Source organism: Streptococcus sp. HF-2466 (assembly GCF_015594645.1).
Lineage (GTDB): Bacteria > Bacillota > Bacilli > Lactobacillales > Streptococcaceae > Streptococcus > Streptococcus anginosus.
This window is the reverse complement of record NZ_JADNQU010000007.1, coordinates 63,760-83,491: the sequence shown is the minus strand read 5'-3', so window position 1 is coordinate 83,491 and position 19,732 is coordinate 63,760. Positions and strand designations below refer to the sequence as shown.

Annotated in this window: 17 protein-coding genes and 1 pseudogene; 16 read left to right on the top strand and 2 right to left on the bottom strand. The window is 40.8% G+C overall.

Annotated features, from left to right (window positions below; genetic code table 11):
- The first annotated feature begins 8 nt into the window (after window positions 1-8).
- Complete coding sequence (locus IYQ91_RS06845) at window positions 9-1,112, top strand: glycosyl hydrolase family 8 (protein ID WP_106100279.1); 1,104 nt, start codon at window positions 9-11, stop codon at window positions 1,110-1,112.
- Window positions 1,113-1,298: 186 nt separating this feature from the next.
- Here IYQ91_RS06845 and IYQ91_RS06840 read toward each other — a convergent pair whose 3' ends face one another.
- Window positions 1,299-4,511: an LPXTG-anchored zinc carboxypeptidase gene (locus IYQ91_RS06840; RefSeq protein ID WP_195673438.1), complete on the bottom strand. Its 3,213-nt coding sequence runs from the start codon at window positions 4,509-4,511 to the stop codon at window positions 1,299-1,301.
- Window positions 4,512-5,147: 636 nt separating this feature from the next.
- Between IYQ91_RS06840 and IYQ91_RS06835 the strand changes: the two genes are divergently transcribed.
- From IYQ91_RS06835 to dnaJ, 10 genes and pseudogenes are all read left to right on the top strand, one after another.
- Window positions 5,148-5,462, top strand: coding sequence for a TfoX/Sxy family protein (locus tag IYQ91_RS06835; RefSeq protein WP_195673437.1), 315 nt, complete (start codon window positions 5,148-5,150; stop codon window positions 5,460-5,462).
- A gap of 357 nt (window positions 5,463-5,819) precedes the next feature.
- Window positions 5,820-5,991, top strand: a pseudogene (locus tag IYQ91_RS06830) (transcriptional regulator); the annotation flags it as partial.
- A 111-nt stretch (window positions 5,992-6,102) separates the two neighbouring features.
- Complete coding sequence (locus tag IYQ91_RS06825; RefSeq protein WP_126467611.1) at window positions 6,103-6,369, top strand: ACT domain-containing protein; 267 nt, start codon at window positions 6,103-6,105, stop codon at window positions 6,367-6,369.
- A 12-nt stretch (window positions 6,370-6,381) separates the two neighbouring features.
- A complete protein-coding gene (locus IYQ91_RS06820) occupies window positions 6,382-7,719 on the top strand; it encodes a PFL family protein (protein WP_126467609.1) in 1,338 nt (445 codons plus the stop codon).
- Window positions 7,720-7,919: 200 nt separating this feature from the next.
- A complete protein-coding gene (locus IYQ91_RS06815) occupies window positions 7,920-8,609 on the top strand; it encodes a histidine phosphatase family protein (RefSeq protein WP_106384550.1) in 690 nt (229 codons plus the stop codon).
- 141 nt (window positions 8,610-8,750) lie between these two features.
- Complete coding sequence (locus IYQ91_RS06810) at window positions 8,751-9,446, top strand: histidine phosphatase family protein (protein WP_195673436.1); 696 nt, start codon at window positions 8,751-8,753, stop codon at window positions 9,444-9,446.
- A gap of 266 nt (window positions 9,447-9,712) precedes the next feature.
- Window positions 9,713-10,747, top strand: coding sequence for a heat-inducible transcriptional repressor HrcA (gene hrcA, locus IYQ91_RS06805; RefSeq protein WP_195673435.1), 1,035 nt, complete (start codon window positions 9,713-9,715; stop codon window positions 10,745-10,747).
- Between the two features lie 60 nt (window positions 10,748-10,807).
- Window positions 10,808-11,338 carry a nucleotide exchange factor GrpE gene (gene grpE, locus IYQ91_RS06800; RefSeq protein WP_126467603.1) on the top strand — a complete coding sequence of 177 codons (531 nt, stop codon included), beginning with the start codon at window positions 10,808-10,810 and terminating at the stop codon, window positions 11,336-11,338.
- A 211-nt stretch (window positions 11,339-11,549) separates the two neighbouring features.
- Complete coding sequence (gene dnaK, locus IYQ91_RS06795; RefSeq protein ID WP_021002037.1) at window positions 11,550-13,382, top strand: molecular chaperone DnaK; 1,833 nt, start codon at window positions 11,550-11,552, stop codon at window positions 13,380-13,382.
- A 468-nt stretch (window positions 13,383-13,850) separates the two neighbouring features.
- Window positions 13,851-14,987: a molecular chaperone DnaJ gene (gene dnaJ / locus IYQ91_RS06790; RefSeq protein WP_195673434.1), complete on the top strand. Its 1,137-nt coding sequence runs from the start codon at window positions 13,851-13,853 to the stop codon at window positions 14,985-14,987.
- 12 nt (window positions 14,988-14,999) lie between these two features.
- Here dnaJ and IYQ91_RS06785 read toward each other — a convergent pair whose 3' ends face one another.
- The gene (locus IYQ91_RS06785) at window positions 15,000-15,479 is read right to left on the bottom strand and encodes an NUDIX hydrolase (RefSeq protein ID WP_195673433.1); all 480 of its coding nucleotides are present in this window, start codon (window positions 15,477-15,479) and stop codon (window positions 15,000-15,002) included.
- A 129-nt stretch (window positions 15,480-15,608) separates the two neighbouring features.
- On the opposite strand from IYQ91_RS06785, the gene truA reads away from it, so the two are divergent.
- The 5 genes from truA (at window position 15,609) to tig (ending at window position 19,631) form a co-directional block, all read left to right on the top strand.
- Window positions 15,609-16,358: a tRNA pseudouridine(38-40) synthase TruA gene (gene truA / locus IYQ91_RS06780; RefSeq protein WP_022526566.1), complete on the top strand. Its 750-nt coding sequence runs from the start codon at window positions 15,609-15,611 to the stop codon at window positions 16,356-16,358.
- Window positions 16,348-17,121: a bifunctional hydroxymethylpyrimidine kinase/phosphomethylpyrimidine kinase gene (locus tag IYQ91_RS06775; protein WP_195673432.1), complete on the top strand. Its 774-nt coding sequence runs from the start codon at window positions 16,348-16,350 to the stop codon at window positions 17,119-17,121. The genes truA and IYQ91_RS06775 overlap by 11 nt, the downstream gene beginning before the upstream one ends.
- Window positions 17,099-17,566 carry an ECF transporter S component gene (locus IYQ91_RS06770; protein WP_195673431.1) on the top strand — a complete coding sequence of 156 codons (468 nt, stop codon included), beginning with the start codon at window positions 17,099-17,101 and terminating at the stop codon, window positions 17,564-17,566. Before IYQ91_RS06775 ends, IYQ91_RS06770 begins: the two co-directional genes overlap by 23 nt.
- 97 nt (window positions 17,567-17,663) lie before the next feature.
- The gene (locus IYQ91_RS06765) at window positions 17,664-18,227 is read left to right on the top strand and encodes a TIGR01440 family protein (protein ID WP_106100290.1); all 564 of its coding nucleotides are present in this window, start codon (window positions 17,664-17,666) and stop codon (window positions 18,225-18,227) included.
- A gap of 120 nt (window positions 18,228-18,347) precedes the next feature.
- A complete protein-coding gene (tig, locus tag IYQ91_RS06760) occupies window positions 18,348-19,631 on the top strand; it encodes a trigger factor (protein WP_003026190.1) in 1,284 nt (427 codons plus the stop codon).
- Window positions 19,632-19,732: the final 101 nt, after the last annotated feature.

Genomic DNA, 19,732 nt, shown 5'->3' with positions numbered 1-19,732 from the left:
GAGGAAACGTGAAAAGAACAAATTTAAGATATGTTTGGTTAGTTGCTATTTTATTGGCAATCATTACTATTTTTACTTATGTTAGATTCAATAGTACAGGTCATTTGAAGAATCAGATTTACCAACAATGGTCAAAAAATTATGTAGTTCAGCAAAAAGACAAGGCCTACGTCAAAACAACGAACGATAAGAAAAAAAATGTTGTGCTGTCTGAATCGCAGGGCTATGGAATGGTGACTGCGGTTGAAGCGGCAAAGCAAGGGTATGCCAGCCAGAAAGATTTTGAACGTTTGTACAATTATTATTTGGCACATCGTATGAAAAATACGCAGCTGATGTCATGGCGACAAACAGTCAAGAATGGTGTCGTTACAGCCGAAACCAATAATGCAACAGATGGCGATCTTTATATTGCGTATGCTCTGATTCAAGCAGCTAAATTATGGCCACAGAAGGCTGCCGTTTATAATGCGCAGGCCAAGGCAATCTTGAAGGATATTTTGACTTATAATTATAACAGTACAACAGGAGTGCTGACGGTTGGAAATTGGGCAACTTCAGACTCAAAATACTATCGTTTAATGCGAACATCAGATGTTCTTCCAGCTCAGTTCCAAGCTTTTTACAAGTTGACAGGTAATAGGCAATGGTTAAATATCAGATCAAACATGCTATCTAAATTGGAAATGATGAGTGCTAAATCAAAAACAGGTCTACTTCCTGATTTCCTTTGGGTGGAAGCAGATACAGTTCGGGCAGCTGAGAAAAAAGCTGTTGCTTCTAAGTATGACGGTGATTATTATTACAATGCTTGTCGCTTGCCATATAATTTAGCGCAAAGTCGGGATAAACAAAGCCAGAATATATTGAATAAAATGATGAATTTCTTTATGAAACAAGAAGTGCTTTATGCTGGTTATACGTTAAAAGGTAAGGCTCTAAATCATTATCAGTCTGCTAGTTTTGGCGCTCCGATTTTCTATGCAGCCAGCCGAAATTCAGCATATCGAAAACTGGTTCAGCAAAATAAATATATTTTTATGCAAGATTTGTCAAAGGAAAATTATTACGAAGCAGCCATGATTACCCTTGTTGCACTAGATGCTTTATAAACTAAATAGAAGTGGACACAAATTGGTATTTCGTAAGAAATTGATTTTGTCGCCCCACCCTATAGGGTTGAGTTGGTGGTATTAGTTAGGGATTACTTAATTACTGCATATTGAGTTTTATTTTAGAAGAAAGTAAACGAGTCTGGGACATTTTTGTCTCAGACTCGTTTTTACTAGTAGAGTATTCTATTCTTCTTTTTTCTTTAAATGGAGCAAGTAGCCACTGACAAGAATGAACATGCTAGCAATAACCAAGCTGCTTTGATTTTCTTTGCTTCCTGTTTGTGGAAGTTGAGCTTTTCGAGTAGCGTTCATGATTTGAGGTTGAGGAGTATAGCGTAGGGTTGTAGCTTGACCAGCCTGAGGTTTTTGATTGATGATTTCAACAACTTCAGTAGAAGGTTTTTGTTCTTTCTCAAGATCTTTCAGTTGAGCTAATTGACTGCCAAAGATAGCATTGGATACCCAACGGTAGAAATGAATCGTGTGAAGACGGTTTGTTGGGTTGCCAGCATAAATAAAGAGTGGTTGTTCTTTGTAGCTACCAGAAATAGCTACAATTTTATTGGCTAACTGTTCATTACCTGGCCACCAACCAGCGATATAATAGTCACTGCCAGCAATCGAAGCTAATGTCTTGAAATTTGCAGGTATCTTAGCAATCCAATTTCCAGAGTTAGAATAGAAAAGATCATTCTTATTGTAACCACTAGTCAACGGATCTTTGTCATCAATGATCGCTTTCATCAAGCCTTCATAATCACCACCATTTTTGAGTTGTTCTGCGTCAAAGCCGTCAACCACACCGAGTTCTTCAAGGCGTTGCATAGCAGTTCCACCAACTACAATGGTTGGTTTCAGACCAAGGAGAGACTTGTCAAAGTTGTCACTTTCTAAAACAATCACATCAGCTTCTTCAGGGGTATTGACAATGTCAAATCCTAAATTCTTCAAAGCAAGAGCGGTATGAGCAGGAGTATCCACACCAGCCCAATAGTATTGATGAGGCGGTGCATAAACTTTTAGAGCTTTTAAGGTTTGCCCTTGAGGAGTTTTATAAAGGTCATCTCCATAGATTGCATAGTTTTTCAGCAGGTTGGCAAAAGTAGGTGTATCCACGATGTAGCCATCGTCTGTCAAATAAACTTTCTTACCGTCTCGGATTGCACGATTGACAGCGCGAACGGCACTTTCTGAAGTATTGGCAATGACATAATATGGTGCTTTGTGGTCAATTTCGCTAGTCCGAGTAGCACGAAGAGCAGTTACTTCACCGAGTTTACCGTCAAAGAGTTTTTCTTTAAAGATTGCTACTGCTTTGAATCCTCTCATATCTGGGAAATTAACCAGCAATTCTGCATACATAGCGGCCCAAGCAGATTCGTTGGAGCCCTTGTAGAGGATATGGTTGGCATAGCCACGTTTAGCTTGTGCCATGTCAACAACCAAATCCCCCTTCTTATAACCGCCAGTGTCTTCCTTCAATTCTTGAACGACAACGCCGTTTCTCTTGAAGTATTCAATCATATTATAGGCCTGTTGGGAGTCATTGCTCTTATCAAGTCCCATTGGAATCACATAATAATCGGGGAAGAATTTCTTTTGTCCATGTTTGATACGACCGACTACTTTACCGTCTGGTCCAACTAATTCATTTTCAGCTTTTGGATCTTCAACCTTGTTGATGCCACGGAGATAGAAGTTGAGGCGCATTTCCATGAGTTTATCAGGATTTTGAGATAAGTAGTCAATTCCTCCCAAAACAGCATGGAAACCAGCCTTGTAAGATTCTTGATTTCCTTGAGGGATTTCAATAGTGTGTCCTAGAATGCCATGATACATGCCATAAACACCAGTATAACCAGAAAAAGAGTCGTCCCAACCGTCGCCCCAGTCTAACTTCGGAATGATGTAGTGATCATAGTTAGAATTGGCAACACCAGCACGTCCCATGTGATGAGCATTTTCTAGCATGAGGTCTGCCAAAAGGTCATATTCAAAGTTTGGATCGTGCGGTGGAGTAGCTGGCTCAATCAGGAAGTCCTTGACAAAGCCGTGGATGTCGTAAAGTGCAATTGGATTCCATTTGTTGATGAGTCCAGCAACAGTCCGGGTTTCTGGGTTGGCCTGATAGCTAGTATCGCGGTTTGGATCGATTCCGTTAGCTAGGGCACGGGTATTGGCAACATCTCCGTCAGGATTTTCAGTAAAGTCAAAGAGGAAAATGAATTTCTTGAGGAGTTCTTTGACACTGAGTGTGACAGTCTTAGCATTGCCATTGGCATCGGTGGTTTGGAAAGAAATTTGATCTTTGGTCGCAAAAGTATTGAAGAGTCCAGTGATGATGTCGATAGCAGGTTGTTCATCGGCGTGGGTATTGTTGATAAGGACTGGCAGTTTATAGTCCAGTGTGCCATTTTTCAGAGCTGCTAACATTTCATCTGGTTTAGTGAGAGCGAGTCGATTGGTTGTATTGAGATAGTCGTCAATGCTCTTTTGATCGGAACTGATGATACCAAGTTTAACATCGCGTCCTTGAGCGCTTTTACCAGTCGTTTCGATTTTGACAAGACGATCCGTTTTAGCATCCTGCCGGCTCTTTTCGATAGCTGCCAGCATTTCATCATGGGTATGGAAGTTTTCATACGGTCGGAAAACAAGTGTTTTTCGAATCGTCAGACCGGATTTTTCGTTTGTTCCAACGAGCTCATGATTTCCTATGAATTGTCGATAGGTTCTGCGGATATTGTTTGGTGTCCGAAGACTTAAGTCATTTCCAAATAATTCATTGAATTTGAGAGAAAGTTTGAGGTCAGAGCCATTAGTCGTTTCCTCAATGGTGACAAAGGAATCTCCTGAAAAATCTCCCTTCTTCATGTTCCAAGTTTTCCATTCAGTGATTGGCTTATTATCTAATTTCCAAGTCACCTTGCCAGCAGCGGCTCCTTGTTCCTGTACAGTCTCAGTAATGGTAGCTTTTTCAGACATATGGACTGTACTATCAGCTAATTGAACCTTCTTTTCTTCTGTTCCAGCTGCTCGTGTTTCTGGTTTTGCAGGTGTTGCAGGAGTCACTGTTTCGGATTCGTTTGTAGTAGAAGTCGAACTGTCTATTGAAGGAGCGCTTTCTGATTTTTGTGCTTCTTCTTGATTGGTTGTTGTGGGAAGCTGAACTTCAGCTGGTGAAGAATCTGGCGTTGCTGTCGCTTCTGTTGCGTTTGTTTTCGCACTTGACTTTTCGGCAGGGACTACCGTTTCTGTCTTGTTAGTAATAGGCTGTGTCTCCGTGCCATCTTGCGTATCTGCAGCAGCATTTCCTTGCGTTAAAACTGCAACAAGAACGGCAGCTGACAAGCTGAGAACATTTGTGTACAATCGTTTCTTATATGAATTTTTCATAAGAAACCTCCTTTATGAAATTGAGGGCAGCAAAAAATAACGAAAATAGCTCTTAGTTATTCTCTGTTATTTTTCTCCCCTTATTTATTTGAAGTATACAAAGATAGTATACCAGAAAGTGTAAACGGTTTCAATCAAAAGTGTAGACAAAAAATAGAAATATATCAAAATAAATAGATATGTAATGAATTTTGGTGGGAATTGAATGGCAGAAAATCCCAAAGCACACACTAAAGACTATCAACGAATAAACTTCACCTCGAAAGTCTGACAATGTTCTAACGAAGAAGGTTAGAGGTAAGACTTTTGCAACTGAAATATTCTTTAATCCCTAGAGAAAGGAAACCTTTTAAGACAAGTTGTTAAAGGTAAGATATTTTGAAAAGAATGAAGAAAAAGTAGGTTGTTTTTGTATCGATTTCTGGGAATGAGTAGGAAATTTGACGATGAGGAAATTGTCTTAAAAGTGGTATAATATCATATATATTAAAGATTTTAGGAAGGTTGAATATCATGAGAAATTCACTATGTGAAAAAATAGTATGGTATGACTCTCGGTTTTAGAGTTGACAGCAATCAATAAAGGAGTAATAGTGAAGCGGCGTAAATAAATTAGAATTTGTGGGAGGAATCATAGTGAATGAATTTAACGAATATATACGTGAATGTTTTTCTACAGTTGGTGATATTGCCATAAAATCCATGATGGGCGGATACCTTGTATATTTTAATGGTAAGCTGATAGGTGACATTTGTAATAATGAACTGTTTTTAAAGAGAACGCCGACATCGGACAGACTTCTTGCAGATTCAGAACTGCGTTATCCGTATGAAGGATCAAAGACCCTGATGCACGTATTCGACAAATTTGAGAATGCGAATTTGATTGTAGGATTACTGGGAGGAATGTATACGGAACTGCCCGAGAAGAAACCTAAGAAAGCCAAATGAGATTGACAAACTTCAGTTTGTTGAAATTAAATAATTAAATAAAAACAATAATATAGCAAATTACAAAACAGTAAATCAAAATAGGTTTGCTGTTTTTTTGTTGCTCAATTTTCAAAAAATCATCCATAAACATAAAAAGGTACTTGACAAAATGCTTTAGGGCAGAGCACATCAGTTTTCAGTCAAGTTGTCCGACCCTCAGACGAAGCAAACCAGTTTTCAGTCAGCCCGTCTGAGTCTCGGATGAAGTAAACGAGTTTTTAGGTGGCCCGTCTGAGCCTCGGACGAAGCGAACCAGTTTTCAGTCAGACTGTCCGACCCTCAGACGAAGTAAACGAGTTTTCGTTCAGTCCGTTGACCGAGATGACGAGCTTATCTTCGCCGAGTATCACGACAAGGCTAACCAGCTTTTGAAGAAGGCCAGCAGGCAACCAAGATTTTGATTGACCAGATTGAGGGGCATCATCAAGAAGAAAAACAACAAGTGCTGGATTGTAGTGTTCATTGGAAAGAATCAACAATCAATTGATAACGATTAGGCAGAGCTTAAGGGATAAAAGTCGTATTTTTCTCTTTCGGTTTATGCAAATTTCCTTTACTTATGCTACAATAGGGAAAAGCATGTTGATTGGAGTAAAAAATGAAAGCAATTATTACGGTTGTTGGCAAGGATAGAACGGGGATTGTGGCAGGAGTGTCTAGCAAAATTGCAGAACTTGGTTTGAATATTGATGATATATCACAGACTGTTTTAGATGAATTTTTCACTATGATGGCGGTTGTTTCTAGTGAAGAAAAGAAAGATTTTACAGAATTGCGCAATGAATTTGAATCCTTTGGCAATACACTCAATGTTAAAATTAACATTCAAAGTGCAGCGATTTTTGACGCTATGTACAATATCTAATAGAGGTGAAAAATGGATATAAAGCAAGTTACTGAAACCATTTCCATGATTGAGGAGCAAAATTTTGATATTCGGACGATTACCATGGGGATTTCACTTCTCGACTGTATTGATACGGATATTGAGCGAGCAGCAGAAAAAATTTATCAAAAGATCACAAGGAAAGCTAAAAATTTGGTGGCAGTTGGTGATGAAATAGCTGCGGAGCTGGGTATTCCCATCGTGAACAAACGTGTATCGGTGACCCCGATTTCCTTGATTGGTGCTGCGACAGATAGTGATAACTATGTGCTTCTAGCAAAAGCGCTGGATCGAGCAGCAAAAGAAATCGGTGTTGATTTTATCGGTGGTTTTTCTGCACTGGTGCAAAAGGGCTATCAAAAAGGGGACGAAATCCTCATCCGCTCCATTCCGCGAGCTTTAGCGGAGACTGATAAGGTTTGCTCATCTGTTAATATTGGATCCACCAAGTCAGGAATCAATATGACAGCAGTTGCAGATATGGGACGTGTCATCAAGGAAACTGCAGAACTTTCTGACATGGGGGCAGCGAAATTAGTTGTTTTTGCCAATGCGGTCGAGGATAATCCTTTTATGGCAGGTGCTTTTCATGGCGTTGGCGAAGCTGATGTCGTCATCAATGTAGGCGTTTCTGGTCCTGGTGTCGTCAAACGTGCCCTTGAAAAAGTTCGTGGCGAAAGTTTTGATGTAGTGGCGGAAACAGTCAAGAAAACAGCCTTTAAAATCACTCGGATCGGTCAGCTTGTCGGACAGATGGCTAGTGAGCGGCTGGGTGTTAAATTCGGGATTGTTGATTTAAGCTTGGCGCCAACACCTGCTGTCGGCGACTCTGTTGCCCGTGTTCTGGAAGAAATGGGCTTGGAAACAGTCGGTACGCATGGCACAACGGCAGCCTTGGCTCTACTCAATGACCAAGTGAAAAAAGGCGGTGTTATGGCTTGTAATCAAGTTGGCGGTTTATCTGGTGCTTTCATTCCAGTTTCAGAAGACGAAGGTATGATTGCAGCGGTTCAAAACGGATCTCTCAATTTAGAAAAATTAGAGGCCATGACCGCGATCTGCTCGGTTGGATTGGATATGATTGCCATTCCGGCTGACACGCCTTCTGAAACGATTGCAGCTATGATTGCAGACGAAGCCGCTATTGGGGTTATCAATCAGAAAACAACAGCGGTACGGATAATTCCTAAAGGAAAAGAAGGCGACGTGATTGAGTTTGGCGGTCTTTTAGGGACTGCGCCAGTGATGAGAGTCAATAAAGCTTCATCAGCTGATTTTATTGCGCGTGGTGGACAAATTCCAGCACCGATTCATAGTTTTAAAAATTAAAATGAGAGTGGGACAGAAATCAGTAGTTTCGTAGAAACTTGATTTCTGTCCCACCTCCGCACGGTTAAGTAGGGCTGTAAAAGTTGATTTATCAACGTATTAGGGTCCACTCAGCCACTGCGTCTTATAATTATGACTATATAAGCAAAGGAAGCTGAGCACTTTTGTCCCAGCTTCTTCTTTTGAAAAGGGGGATTGAAATGGCAAAAACGAAATTATACATTATTCGTCATGGAAAAACGATGTTTAATACAATTGGTCGGGCACAAGGTTGGAGTGATACGCCACTTACAGCTGAAGGGGAACGTGGCATTCATGAATTAGGAATTGGTCTGCGAGAATCAGGACTTACATTTACAAGGGCTTTTTCTAGCGATTCTGGGCGGACGATTCAGACCATGGGGATTGTCCTTGAAGAGCTCGGCTTAACCGGCAAAATTCCTTATACCTTTGACAAACGGATTCGTGAATGGTGTTTTGGCAGTTTTGACGGTGCTTATGGTGGCGATCTGTTTCATGGTGTGATCCCACGAGTGCTGGATGTAGAAGACTATAAGAAACTAACCTTGCAGGAATTGGCAGACGGTCTAGTCGAAGTGGATACAGCTGGCTGGGCAGAGCCTTGGGAAAAGCTGAGTGGACGTATTTTAGAAGGTTTTACAGCCATTGCAAAAGATGTAGAGGCTTCTGGCGGGGGCAATGCTCTTGTCGTCAGCCACAGTATGACAATCGGTGCCTTTGCTTGTTTGATTGATCCGTCTATTATTTTAAATCCTGGCGTACAAAATGGCAGTGTAACGGTCGTGGAGTATGAAAATGGGAAATTCACCATTCAAGCGTTAGGAGACATGTCTTATCGCCAAGTAGGTGCTAAGATATTGGAAGAATAGAAATAATCGCAAAAACAGAAATGTGAGAAAAGTTATTTTTTACAAATGGTGACTTGTGTCTTACTCCCGATTTTTCTTTCATTCTCAAATGCTTCTCTGCAAAAAAATGATATAATATAGTAAGAAAAACGGAGGTAAAATATGGCAAAAACAAGATTATACATTGTTCGCCATGGGAAAACCATGTTTAATACCATCGGTCGGGCGCAAGGCTGGTCTGATACGCCTTTGACTGCTGTGGGGGAACGTGGAATTCGTGAGCTAGGAATTGGACTTCGCGAGTCGGGGCTGCAATTTGCAAAAGCTTTTTCTAGCGATAGCGGGCGGACGATTCAAACCATGGGAATTATGCTAGAGGAACTCGGATTAACCGGACGCATTCCTTATCGCACAGACAAACGACTTCGCGAATGGTGTTTTGGTAGTTTCGATGGAGCTTACGACGGTGAGCTGTTTATGGGAGTGATGCCCCGTGTTTTCAATGTAGAGCATGTTCATCAATTGAGTTATCCTGAGTTGGCTGAGGGTCTGGTAGAGGTTGATACAGCTGGTTGGGCTGAGAGCTGGGAAAAATTGAGCAGCCGCATTTGGGCAGGATTTTCAGATATTGCCAAAGAAATCGAAGCTGCTGGTGGTGGCAATGCACTGATTGTTAGCCACGGTATGACCATTGGAACATTTGTGTACCTCATTGACCAAACAAGACCGCATGGTTTAGACAATGGTAGTGTGACCGTCATTGAATACGAGAATGGTCAGTTTACAGTTGACTGCATCGGAGATATGTCTTACCGCACTGTTGGCAAAAAATATTTGGATGACGGTGAGCAAGAGTAGTTTTTAGTAGTGCAATTCGTGTGAATTTGCTGCGGTTTTATTTAACATTGAGGAAAGCTTAAGATTTATAACATCTTCTATAAGATATTTTGTAGGTCCTCGGACCGATTTTTAGCACTCTTGCAAAAAGAGTGCTAATTTTTTGAGTTTTTGTCTTGACTTTGGTGTGGAAGAGTGTATAATAGAATCATGAGTTAGCACTCGGGTGTGTAGAGTGCTAAACAAAAAATCTCATATTCCAGCTCAAAGCTGAAAGGGGTGATGTCATGGTAACGGAACGTCAGAATGAGATTTTAAACTTGATCATTGACATCTTTACAAAGACCCATGAGCCAGTCGGCTCCAAATCCCTACAAGAATCAATCCAGTCTAGCAGCGCGACGATTCGTAATGACATGGCTGTTCTTGAAAAACAAGGTCTTTTAGAAAAAGCACATACATCAAGCGGGCGCAAACCCAGTGTGGCAGGTTTTCAATACTTTGTCAAACATTCCCTTTCCTTTGATCGTCTTGCTGAAAATGAACTCTACGAAGTAATTAAGGCATTTGACCATGAATTCTTCAAATTAGAGGATGTTCTTCAACAGGCAGCAGACGTTCTTTCAACGCTAAGTGGATGTACGGTGGTAGCACTTGATGTAGAACCAAGTCAACAACGCTTGACGGCTTTTGACATTGTGATTCTCAGCCAGCATACAGCTTTAGCAGTCTTTACTTTGGATGAGTCCAATACGATTACCAGTCAATTCATGATTCCCCGTAATTTCTTGCGAGCTGATTTGATTCAGCTGAAGGAATTGATACAAGAGCGTTTCTTAGGACAGACAGTTCTTGATATTCACTATAAGATTCGGACAGAGATTCCGCAGATTATTCAGCGTTATTTTACAACGACTGATAATGTTATGGATCTTTTTGAGCATATTTTTAGTGATATTTTCAAAGAAAATGTCATTGTATCTGGTAAGGTGAAATTGCTGAATTTTTCAGATCTAAAGAGTTATCAATTCTTTGATCAACCGCAAAAAGTGGCTTTTGAAATTCGAGATAGTTTAGCTGAAGATCAAATGCAGACGGTGCGCGTGGCAGACAGCAGAGAAAGCAGTCTGGCGAATTTGACGCTCATCTCTAGCAAATTTCTCATTCCTTACCGAGGATTTGGCATGCTAGCGGTCATTGGACCAGTCAATTTAGATTATCAGCGAGTTGTCAGTCAACTCAATGTTGTCAATCGCGTTTTAACGATGAAGCTCACAGATTTTTATAGATATCTGAGTAGCAATCATTATGAAGTGCATTAAGGCGACAGAGCTGATAGTTATAGATAGAAAAATACTTAAAATACCATAAGGAGGTGCCTAGTGGCAGAAGAAAAACAGCAAGAAGAAGCAAAAAAAGAGGACGTTTCGGTAGAAGAAATGTCTGAAGAAACAACAGAGGTAGCTCCTGAGAAGTCCGAATTGGACTTGGCGAATGAGCGCGCAGACGAATTTGAAAACAAATATCTTCGTGCAGCTGCTGAAATGCAAAATATTCAGCGCCGAGCAAATGAAGAACGTCAACAATTGCAGAAATATCGTAGCCAAGACTTAGGGAAAGCAATCCTTCCTTCGTTGGACAACTTAGAACGCGCCTTGGCTGTTGAGGGATTGACTGAGGATGTCAAAAAAGGCTTGGAAATGGTTCAAGAAAGCTTGATTGCCGCTCTTAAAGATGAAGGAATTGAAGAAGTTCCGACAGACGGTGAGTTTGATCACAACTTCCATATGGCTATTCAGACGGTGCCGGCAGATGATGATCACCCAGCTGGAAGCATCGCACAAGTCTTCCAAAAGGGCTACAAACTCCATGAACGTCTCCTAAGACCAGCTATGGTAGTAGTAGCAGAATAAAAAATCTCGTCCGAAACGACGGTAAACTATGAAGAAAGAAAATATATTTTCGCTCTACTAAACCGTGAGCGAAGTGAACAATTGGCGACACTCTTCACCGTGGTGCTCTCTGCGCAAATTTTAATAAAGAGATTGGCTTAGCTAGGCTCTGATGGCGTCGCCACTTAAGAAGAGTATCAAAAAAGAAATTCTAAATAAAGAGGAAAAAATAATGAGCAAAATTATTGGTATTGACTTAGGTACAACAAATTCAGCAGTTGCAGTTCTTGAAGGAACTGAAAGCAAAATTATCGCAAATCCAGAAGGTAACCGTACAACACCGTCTGTTGTGTCTTTCAAAAACGGTGAAATCATCGTTGGTGACGCAGCAAAACGTCAAGCAGTGACAAACCCTGATACGATTATCTCCATTAAATCAAAAATGGGAACTTCTGAAAAAGTTTCAGCAAATGGAAAAGAATATACTCCACAAGAAATCTCAGCTATGATTCTTCAATACTTGAAAGGCTATGCTGAAGATTACCTTGGTGAGAAAGTAACCAAAGCAGTTATCACAGTTCCTGCTTACTTCAACGATGCGCAACGTCAAGCAACTAAAGATGCTGGTAAAATTGCTGGTCTTGAAGTAGAACGGATTGTCAACGAACCAACAGCAGCAGCCCTTGCTTATGGTTTGGACAAGACAGATAAAGAAGAAAAAATCCTTGTATTTGACCTTGGTGGTGGTACATTTGACGTGTCAATCCTTGAATTGGGTGATGGTGTCTTCGACGTATTAGCAACTGCAGGGGACAACAAACTCGGTGGTGACGACTTTGACCAAAAGATTATTGACCATATGGTAGCTGAGTTCAAGAAAGAAAATGGTATTGACTTGTCAACTGACAAGATGGCTCTTCAACGTTTGAAAGATGCGGCTGAAAAAGCTAAGAAAGACCTTTCTGGTGTAACTTCTACTCAAATCAGCTTGCCATTCATCACTGCGGGAGAAGCTGGACCTCTCCACTTAGAAATGACCTTGACACGTGCGAAATTTGATGACTTGACTCGTGAGCTTGTGGATCGCACAAAAGAACCTGTTCGTCGTGCATTGTCTGACGCTGGTCTTAGCTTGTCAGAAATTGATGAAGTTATTCTTGTTGGTGGTTCAACACGTATCCCAGCCGTTGTGGAAGCAGTAAAAGCTGAAACTGGTAAAGAACCAAACAAATCTGTAAACCCTGACGAAGTGGTTGCTATGGGTGCTGCTATCCAAGGTGGTGTGATTACTGGTGATGTTAAAGACGTTGTCCTTTTGGACGTAACACCGTTGTCACTTGGTATCGAAACTATGGGTGGTGTATTTACAAAACTTATTGACCGCAACACAACTATCCCAACTTCTAAATCACAAGTCTTCTCAACAGCTGCAGATAACCAACCAGCTGTGGATATCCATGTTCTTCAAGGTGAACGCCCAATGGCAGCAGATAACAAGACACTTGGACGTTTCCAATTGACAGACATTCCTGCTGCACCTCGTGGTATCCCTCAAATTGAAGTAACATTTGATATTGACAAAAACGGTATCGTGTCTGTTAAGGCTAAAGACCTTGGTACGCAAAAAGAACAACATATCGTTATCCAATCGAACTCAGGTTTGACAGATGAAGAAATTGACCGCATGATGAAAGATGCAGAAGCAAACGCCGAAGCAGATAAAAAACGTAAAGAAGAAGTAGATCTTCGCAACGAAGTAGATCAAGCTATCTTTGCGACTGAAAAGACTATCAAAGAAACAGAAGGCAAAGGCTTTGATGCAGAACGTGACGCTGCTCAAGTTGCTCTTGATGAATTGAAAAAAGCCCAAGACAACAACAACTTGGATGACATGAAATCAAAACTTGAAACACTCAATGAAAAAGCGCAAGCTCTCGCTGTGAAACTTTACGAACAAGCAGCTGCAGCCCAACAAGCTCAAGCAGGAGCGGAAGGAGCCAGTCAAACAAATACAGGCGACAACAAAGGTGATGATGTCGTAGACGGTGAGTTTACTGAGAAATAAGACGCCAAAGCAAAATGGCTACTCGAAGCAGTTCATCTGCTAACGCTTGCCACTATAAGGCGGTCGAGCTAGGCGGCTTACTAGCTCGAAAACAAAGAAAAAATCGTCTTTGTCTTCTCCCGTCGTAACGATGAGGAGTGCCTCAGGAAAATCCTAAAACCTCCTTTGTCACATCTTGGAAAGAACGATTGCGGATTATAATTTAGTGCTTGCTCAATCTTACTTGTAGCCGATTTGTAACAGATAAATTCAGGGGTTGATAAACCAACCTCTGTTTTTGGATAAAGAGGAACTGAACCCGACATAAATATTGGTTCGTTTCGTAACAATAACAGAAAGGAACAAAGAGTGTTCATGGAATTGAACACGAGCGGAAAGCTCGGAAATTAGATAAACCTCTTAAGAAATCAGGATTTCTTGTCGGTTTCCTAAATTTCAGTCGCTTTCTGTTCGCTCTTAGTATCTTATATGAACAATACAGAATTTTACGACCGTTTAGGCGTTTCTAGAAATGCATCTCAGGATGAGATTAAGAAAGCCTATCGGAAATTATCAAAAAAATATCATCCAGACATCAATAAAGAACCGGGTGCTGAAGAGAAATACAAAGAAGTCCAAGAAGCTTATGAAACCTTGAGTGATGAGCAAAAACGGGCAGCCTATGATCAATATGGTGCTGCGGGAGCTAACGGAGGCTTCGGTGGCGGAGCTGGCGGTTTCGGAGGCTTTGACGGTTCTAGCTTTGGTGGCTTTGAAGATATTTTCTCTAGCTTCTTTGGTGGAGGTGGTGCAAGTCGCAATCCCAACGCACCTCGTCAAGGAGATGACCTTCAATATCGGGTCAACCTTAAGTTTGAAGAAGCGATTTTTGGTACAGATAAAGAAATTAAATACAATCGTGAGGCGACCTGCCATACTTGTCACGGTTCGGGTGCGAAACCAGGAACTAGTCCAATAACTTGTAGTCGTTGTCACGGATCTGGTGTCATCAATGTGGACACGCAAACTCCACTTGGCATGATGCGTCGTCAAGTCACTTGTGATGTCTGCCATGGGCGCGGACAAGAAATCAAAGACCCTTGTCAAACCTGCCATGGGACAGGGCATGAAAAACAAGCCCATAGTGTTCATGTGAAAATCCCTGCAGGTGTTGAAACTGGTCAACAAGTTCGTTTGTCTGGTCAAGGTGAGGCTGGTTTCAATGGTGGACCGTACGGAGATCTATATGTTGTCGTTCAGGTGGAGTCAAGTGATAAATTTGAGCGGGATGGCTCGACCATTTATTACAAACTGAACCTCAACTTTGTTCAAGCAGCCTTAGGTGATAGCGTTGAAATTCCGACTGTTCACGGAAATGTGGAATTAACTATTCCAGAAGGGACGCAGACAGGCAAACGATTCCGTCTGCGGGGCAAAGGAGCTCCGAGCCTACGCGGTGGCAGTATGGGAGACCAATATGTCACGGTCAACGTTGTGACACCGACAGGACTTAATGACAAACAAAAAGCAGCCTTGAAAGATTTCGCTGCTGCTGGAAATATAACCGTTACTCCTAAAAAGAAAGGCTTCTTTGATAAAATGAAAGATGCCTTTGAAGGAGAATAAAATAAATGGGGATCAGTTTTTCTGTTCTCCATTTTTTGTAATGATATGCTGTATTCCCATATCTAATCCTTTTAAAATCTGTGGAATGAAGGTTGGAAATACCCTGTGGTTTTCTAATTCTTGAATAGGAATCCAGTGAACTGTTTCGTCCTCTATTTGACTTTGGAATTGTTTCCCTTTTGGTTTCATAAGATAGTATAGGCAAATTTCATGGCAATCTAACCCTCTTAAGACACCGTTTGAATTTGAAAAGAAATTTTCATGAAGACAGACCAAGCGGTCAATTTCATATTGCTGTCCAGTTTCTTCTATAACCTCTCGAAGAACAGCTTCTTCGGTTGTTTCGCCAAATTGAACAGCTCCACCAACGGAGTAATGATAGTCTTCGGAAGGACTGCTCATGAAGCAAATAGCTCCCTCTTCAATAATGATAGCGGCTGATCGATAGCGAAAGCGTTGATGCCCATTTGTGTAACTAATATCTTCTGCCATTTGGTTCCTCCTTAGCTAAAGCTAATTAAGTGTATAGTCTTTCGTCAGTCTTGTCAAGTCCAATCTGTACCCGGACAGTTTTGTTTTTACAGTCTTGCGAGGGGCTTTTTTTCTTGTTACAATAAACACATGACACGATATAAAGCGATTATTTCTTATGACGGTCATGATTTTGCTGGTTTTCAGCGGCAACCTCATGCTCGCAGCGTCCAAGAAGAGATTGAAAAGACTTTAACCAAAATCAACAGGGGAGAACTGGTAATCATTCATGGGGCTGGACGCACCGACAGCGGTGTTCATGCTTTGGGGCAGGTTATTCATTTTGATTTGCCGCAAAAAAGAGATGAAGAAAAGTTGCGTTTTGCGCTTGATACGCAAACACCGGAGGACATTGATTTTATCAGTGTAGAAGAGGTGGATGAGGATTTTCATTCCAGATATTGGAAGCACAGCAAGACCTATGAATTTATAGTAGATATTGGGCGCCCTAAAAATCCCATGATGCGCCATTATGCAACCCATTATCCTTATCCGCTTGATCTGAGTTTGATTGAAGCAGCTATTGCAAAGTTAGAAGGAACCCACGATTTTACAGGTTTCACAGCTTCAGGGACTAGTGTGGAAAATAAAGTTCGGACGATTACAGAAGCACGCTTAGACTTTGATGAGAAACGCAACTTTCTGATGTTTACTTTTTCTGGCAATGGATTTTTATATAAGCAAATCCGCAATATGGTCGGAACGTTGCTGAAGATCGGCAACGGTCGAATGCCAGTTGAGCAGATTGATAGAATTTTAACAGAGAAAGATCGTCATTTGGCTGGGCCGACTGCAGCACCAAACGGACTTTATCTAAAGGAGATACGATATGAAGAATAACTTTATTTTAGCTATATCAGGAAATGATATTTTTAGTGGTGGCGGACTGCATGCTGATTTAGCAACCTACACGGTCAACCAACTGCATGGTTTTGTGGCGGTGACTTGCTTGACCGCTATGACAGAGCAAGGTTTTGAGGTTATTCCTGTAGACACGACCGTCTTTGCTCAGCAGCTCAATTCTCTTAAGGATGTACCTTTCTCAGCCATTAAATTGGGGCTTCTGCCCAATGTAGAAGTGGCAGATTTGGTTTTAGATTTTGTGAAAGCTCATGCAGAAACTCCTGTTGTGTTAGACCCTGTCTTAGTTTGCAAGGAAACCCATGATGTGGAGGTTTCGGCACTTCGAGATGAGCTCATCAAGTTTTTTCCTTATACAAACATTATCACGCCTAATTTACCAGAAGCTGAACTCTTGGCTCAAAAAGAGTTGCGAACATTGGAGGATGTCAAAGAAGCGGCTAGACATCTCTATTCTTTGGGGGCTAAATCCGTTGTTATCAAAGGAGGAAATCGCTTAGATATTCAAAAAGCAATTGATGTTTACTATGACGGAAAACAATTTAAAATTTTGGAATCGCCTGTTTTAGACAAAAATAATACCGGAGCGGGTTGCACCTTTGCTTCCAGTATTGCCAGTCAGTTATTACTGGGAAAATCAACTTTTGAAGCAGTTCAAATTTCAAAAGAATTTGTTTACCGAGCTATCCAACATTCAGACCAATATGGAGTTGTTCAATATGAAAAAGAATCAGACGCATAAACTTGTCCTTTTATCTATGATTGCTGCTTTGACAGTTGTTTTGGGATATTATTTAAAAATTCCAACCCCAACAGGAATTTTAACTTTTCTTGACGCAGGAATTTTCTTTACCGCCTTTTATTTTGGCAGAAAAGAAGGAGCAATTGTTGGCGGTTTAGCCGGATTTCTTATTGATTTGATTTCGGGTTATCCACAGTGGATGTTTTTTAGCTTGCTCTTTCATGGTTTGCAAGGCTATTTTGCTGGTTTTAAAGGGAAAAGTCGCTATCTCGGTTTGGTGTTGGCTACGCTTGTTATGGTAGGAGGTTATGCTCTCGCTTCCACGATTATGCATGGTTGGGGATCAGCTTTTCCAGAAATATTTCCCAACTTTTGCCAAAATACCTTGGGAATGATTGCCGGAGCTATCTTGAATAAATTGTTGGCAGATGTTTTGAAAAAATAAAGTAAATAAGGGGCGCTGTGCCCTTTTTACTTTTAAGAATTTCAGTTTGTAAAAGCAATAAAAATCATTTATAATACAATTAAAACGAGGTGAGATCATGAATTTACAAAAACTTGGAGAACAAACACAAATCATTTTAACAGATGTTTTAGAAAAATCAGCTCTTTCTTCCGGTGATATTTTTGTACTGGGCTTGTCTTCCAGTGAGGTGATTGGAGGACATATTGGAAAAAATTCCAGCCAAGAAGTGGGAGAAGTTATTGTAAAAACTATGCTGGAGTTGTTATCCGAGCGTGGTCTTTACTTAGCTGTTCAAGGATGCGAACATGTGAATCGCGCTTTGGTTGTGGAGAAAGAATTGGCGCAAAAACGAAACCTAGAAATTGTCAACGTCCTACCGACTCTGCATGCCGGTGGAAGCGGTCAATTGGCTGCATTTAAATATATGAATAATCCAGTTGAAGTGGAATTTATTACGGCTCAAGCAGGGATGGATATCGGAGATACAGCAATTGGTATGCATATTAAGCACGTCCAAATTCCAGTACGACCAATTTTACGAGAACTAGGAGAAGCGCATGTGACTGCGCTTGCCAGTCGTCCGAAGCTAATTGGTGGAGCGCGAGCTGCTTACCAAAAAGATAAAATTCGGAAAGCATAAAGAGCAAAATCAGCAAATGGACGGAAAAATCGTTAAATTTTTCATTAGAAAATTTGTGAAATAACGTGTATTTATGGTATAATTGATTGTATTCAATAAATTTTAAGGAGAAATGACAGAATGTCTGTATCATTTGAAAGCAAAGAAACAAATCGCGGAGTTTTGACATTTACAATTAGTCAAGAACAAATCAAGCCAGAATTGGATCGCGTGTTTAACTCAGTTAAGAAAACTCTGAATGTGCCAGGTTTCCGTAAAGGTCATCTTCCTCGTCCGGTGTTTAACCAAAAATTTGGGGAAGAAGCTCTTTACCAAGACACACTGAACGCCCTTCTCCCAGCTGCTTATGAAGCTGCAGTTAAAGAAGCAGAAATTGAAGTTGTTGCCCAACCACAATTTGATGTGGCGTCTATGGAAAAAGGTCAAGATTGGACCATTACTGCGGAAGTGGTTACAAAACCTGAAGTAAAATTAGGTGAATATAAAAATTTAGAAGTGTCTGTTGATGTCTCTAAAGAAGTATCTGACGCAGATGTAGACGCAAGAATTGAACGTGAGCGCAACAATTTAGCAGAGCTTGTATTGAAAGAAGACAAGGCTGCTAATGGCGACACAGTTGTGATTGACTTTGTTGGAACAGTTGACGGTGTTGAATTTGATGGTGGTAAAGGAGATAACTTCTCACTTGAACTTGGAAGCGGTCAATTCATTCCAGGTTTTGAGGATCAATTAGTTGGACATGCTGCTGGTGAAACGGTAGAAGTAAACGTGACATTCCCAGAAGACTATCAAGCAACAGACCTTGCAGGTAAAGATGCTAAATTTGTGACTACGATTCACGAAGTCAAAGAAAAAGAAGTTCCAGAACTAGATGATGAACTAGCGAAAGACATTGATGAAGATGTTGAAACACTTGACGAATTAAAAGAAAAATACCGCAAAGAATTAGCTGAATCAAAAGAAATTGCTTTTGATGACGCAGTCGAATCTGCAGCGCTTGATCTTGCAGTAGAAAATGCAGAAATCGTTGAGTTACCAGAAGAAATGGTTCACGAAGAAGTTCACCGCTCTGTAAATGAATTCCTTGGAAACATGCAACGTCAAGGTATTTCACCAGATATGTACTTCCAAATTACTGGTACAACGCAAGAAGATCTTCACAAACAACATGAAGCTGACGCTGAAAAACGTACTAAGACAAACCTTGTGATTGAAGCTGTTGCGAAAGCAGAAGGATTTGAAGCAAGTGATGAAGATATTGAAGCAGAAATTGCTTCTCTTGCCGCTGATTACAATATGGAAGTAGAACGCGTTCGTCAACTTCTTTCAGCAGATATGTTGAAACATGATATTGTGATTAAAAAAGCCGTTGAATTGATTACAAGTACTGCAAAAGTAAAATAATCGAGCGATAACATAAGGCAAGTTCAGTCAGAGAATTGGCTGAATTGCCTTTTTGCTTCTTTTTATATAAAAGCAGAAGTCATTTTGGTAAAAATGGTGAT

Excerpts from the sequence above, each read along its gene's own strand:
- IYQ91_RS06785 (WP_195673433.1), bottom strand. The coding sequence starts at position 15,479 with ATGGCAGAAGATATTAGTTACACAAATGGGCATCAACGCTTTCGCTAT.
- dnaJ (WP_195673434.1), top strand. The coding sequence starts at position 13,851 with ATGAACAATACAGAATTTTACGACCGTTTAGGCGTTTCTAGAAATGCA.
- hrcA (WP_195673435.1), top strand. The coding sequence starts at position 9,713 with ATGGTAACGGAACGTCAGAATGAGATTTTAAACTTGATCATTGACATC.
- tig (WP_003026190.1), top strand. The coding sequence starts at position 18,348 with ATGTCTGTATCATTTGAAAGCAAAGAAACAAATCGCGGAGTTTTGACA.
- IYQ91_RS06815 (WP_106384550.1), top strand. The coding sequence starts at position 7,920 with ATGGCAAAAACGAAATTATACATTATTCGTCATGGAAAAACGATGTTT.
- IYQ91_RS06820 (WP_126467609.1), top strand. The coding sequence starts at position 6,382 with ATGGATATAAAGCAAGTTACTGAAACCATTTCCATGATTGAGGAGCAA.
- truA (WP_022526566.1), top strand. The coding sequence starts at position 15,609 with ATGACACGATATAAAGCGATTATTTCTTATGACGGTCATGATTTTGCT.
- dnaK (WP_021002037.1), top strand. The coding sequence starts at position 11,550 with ATGAGCAAAATTATTGGTATTGACTTAGGTACAACAAATTCAGCAGTT.
- IYQ91_RS06825 (WP_126467611.1), top strand. The coding sequence starts at position 6,103 with ATGAAAGCAATTATTACGGTTGTTGGCAAGGATAGAACGGGGATTGTG.
- IYQ91_RS06810 (WP_195673436.1), top strand. The coding sequence starts at position 8,751 with ATGGCAAAAACAAGATTATACATTGTTCGCCATGGGAAAACCATGTTT.
- IYQ91_RS06770 (WP_195673431.1), top strand. The coding sequence starts at position 17,099 with ATGAAAAAGAATCAGACGCATAAACTTGTCCTTTTATCTATGATTGCT.
- IYQ91_RS06775 (WP_195673432.1), top strand. The coding sequence starts at position 16,348 with ATGAAGAATAACTTTATTTTAGCTATATCAGGAAATGATATTTTTAGT.
- IYQ91_RS06840 (WP_195673438.1), bottom strand. The coding sequence starts at position 4,511 with ATGAAAAATTCATATAAGAAACGATTGTACACAAATGTTCTCAGCTTG.
- IYQ91_RS06765 (WP_106100290.1), top strand. The coding sequence starts at position 17,664 with ATGAATTTACAAAAACTTGGAGAACAAACACAAATCATTTTAACAGAT.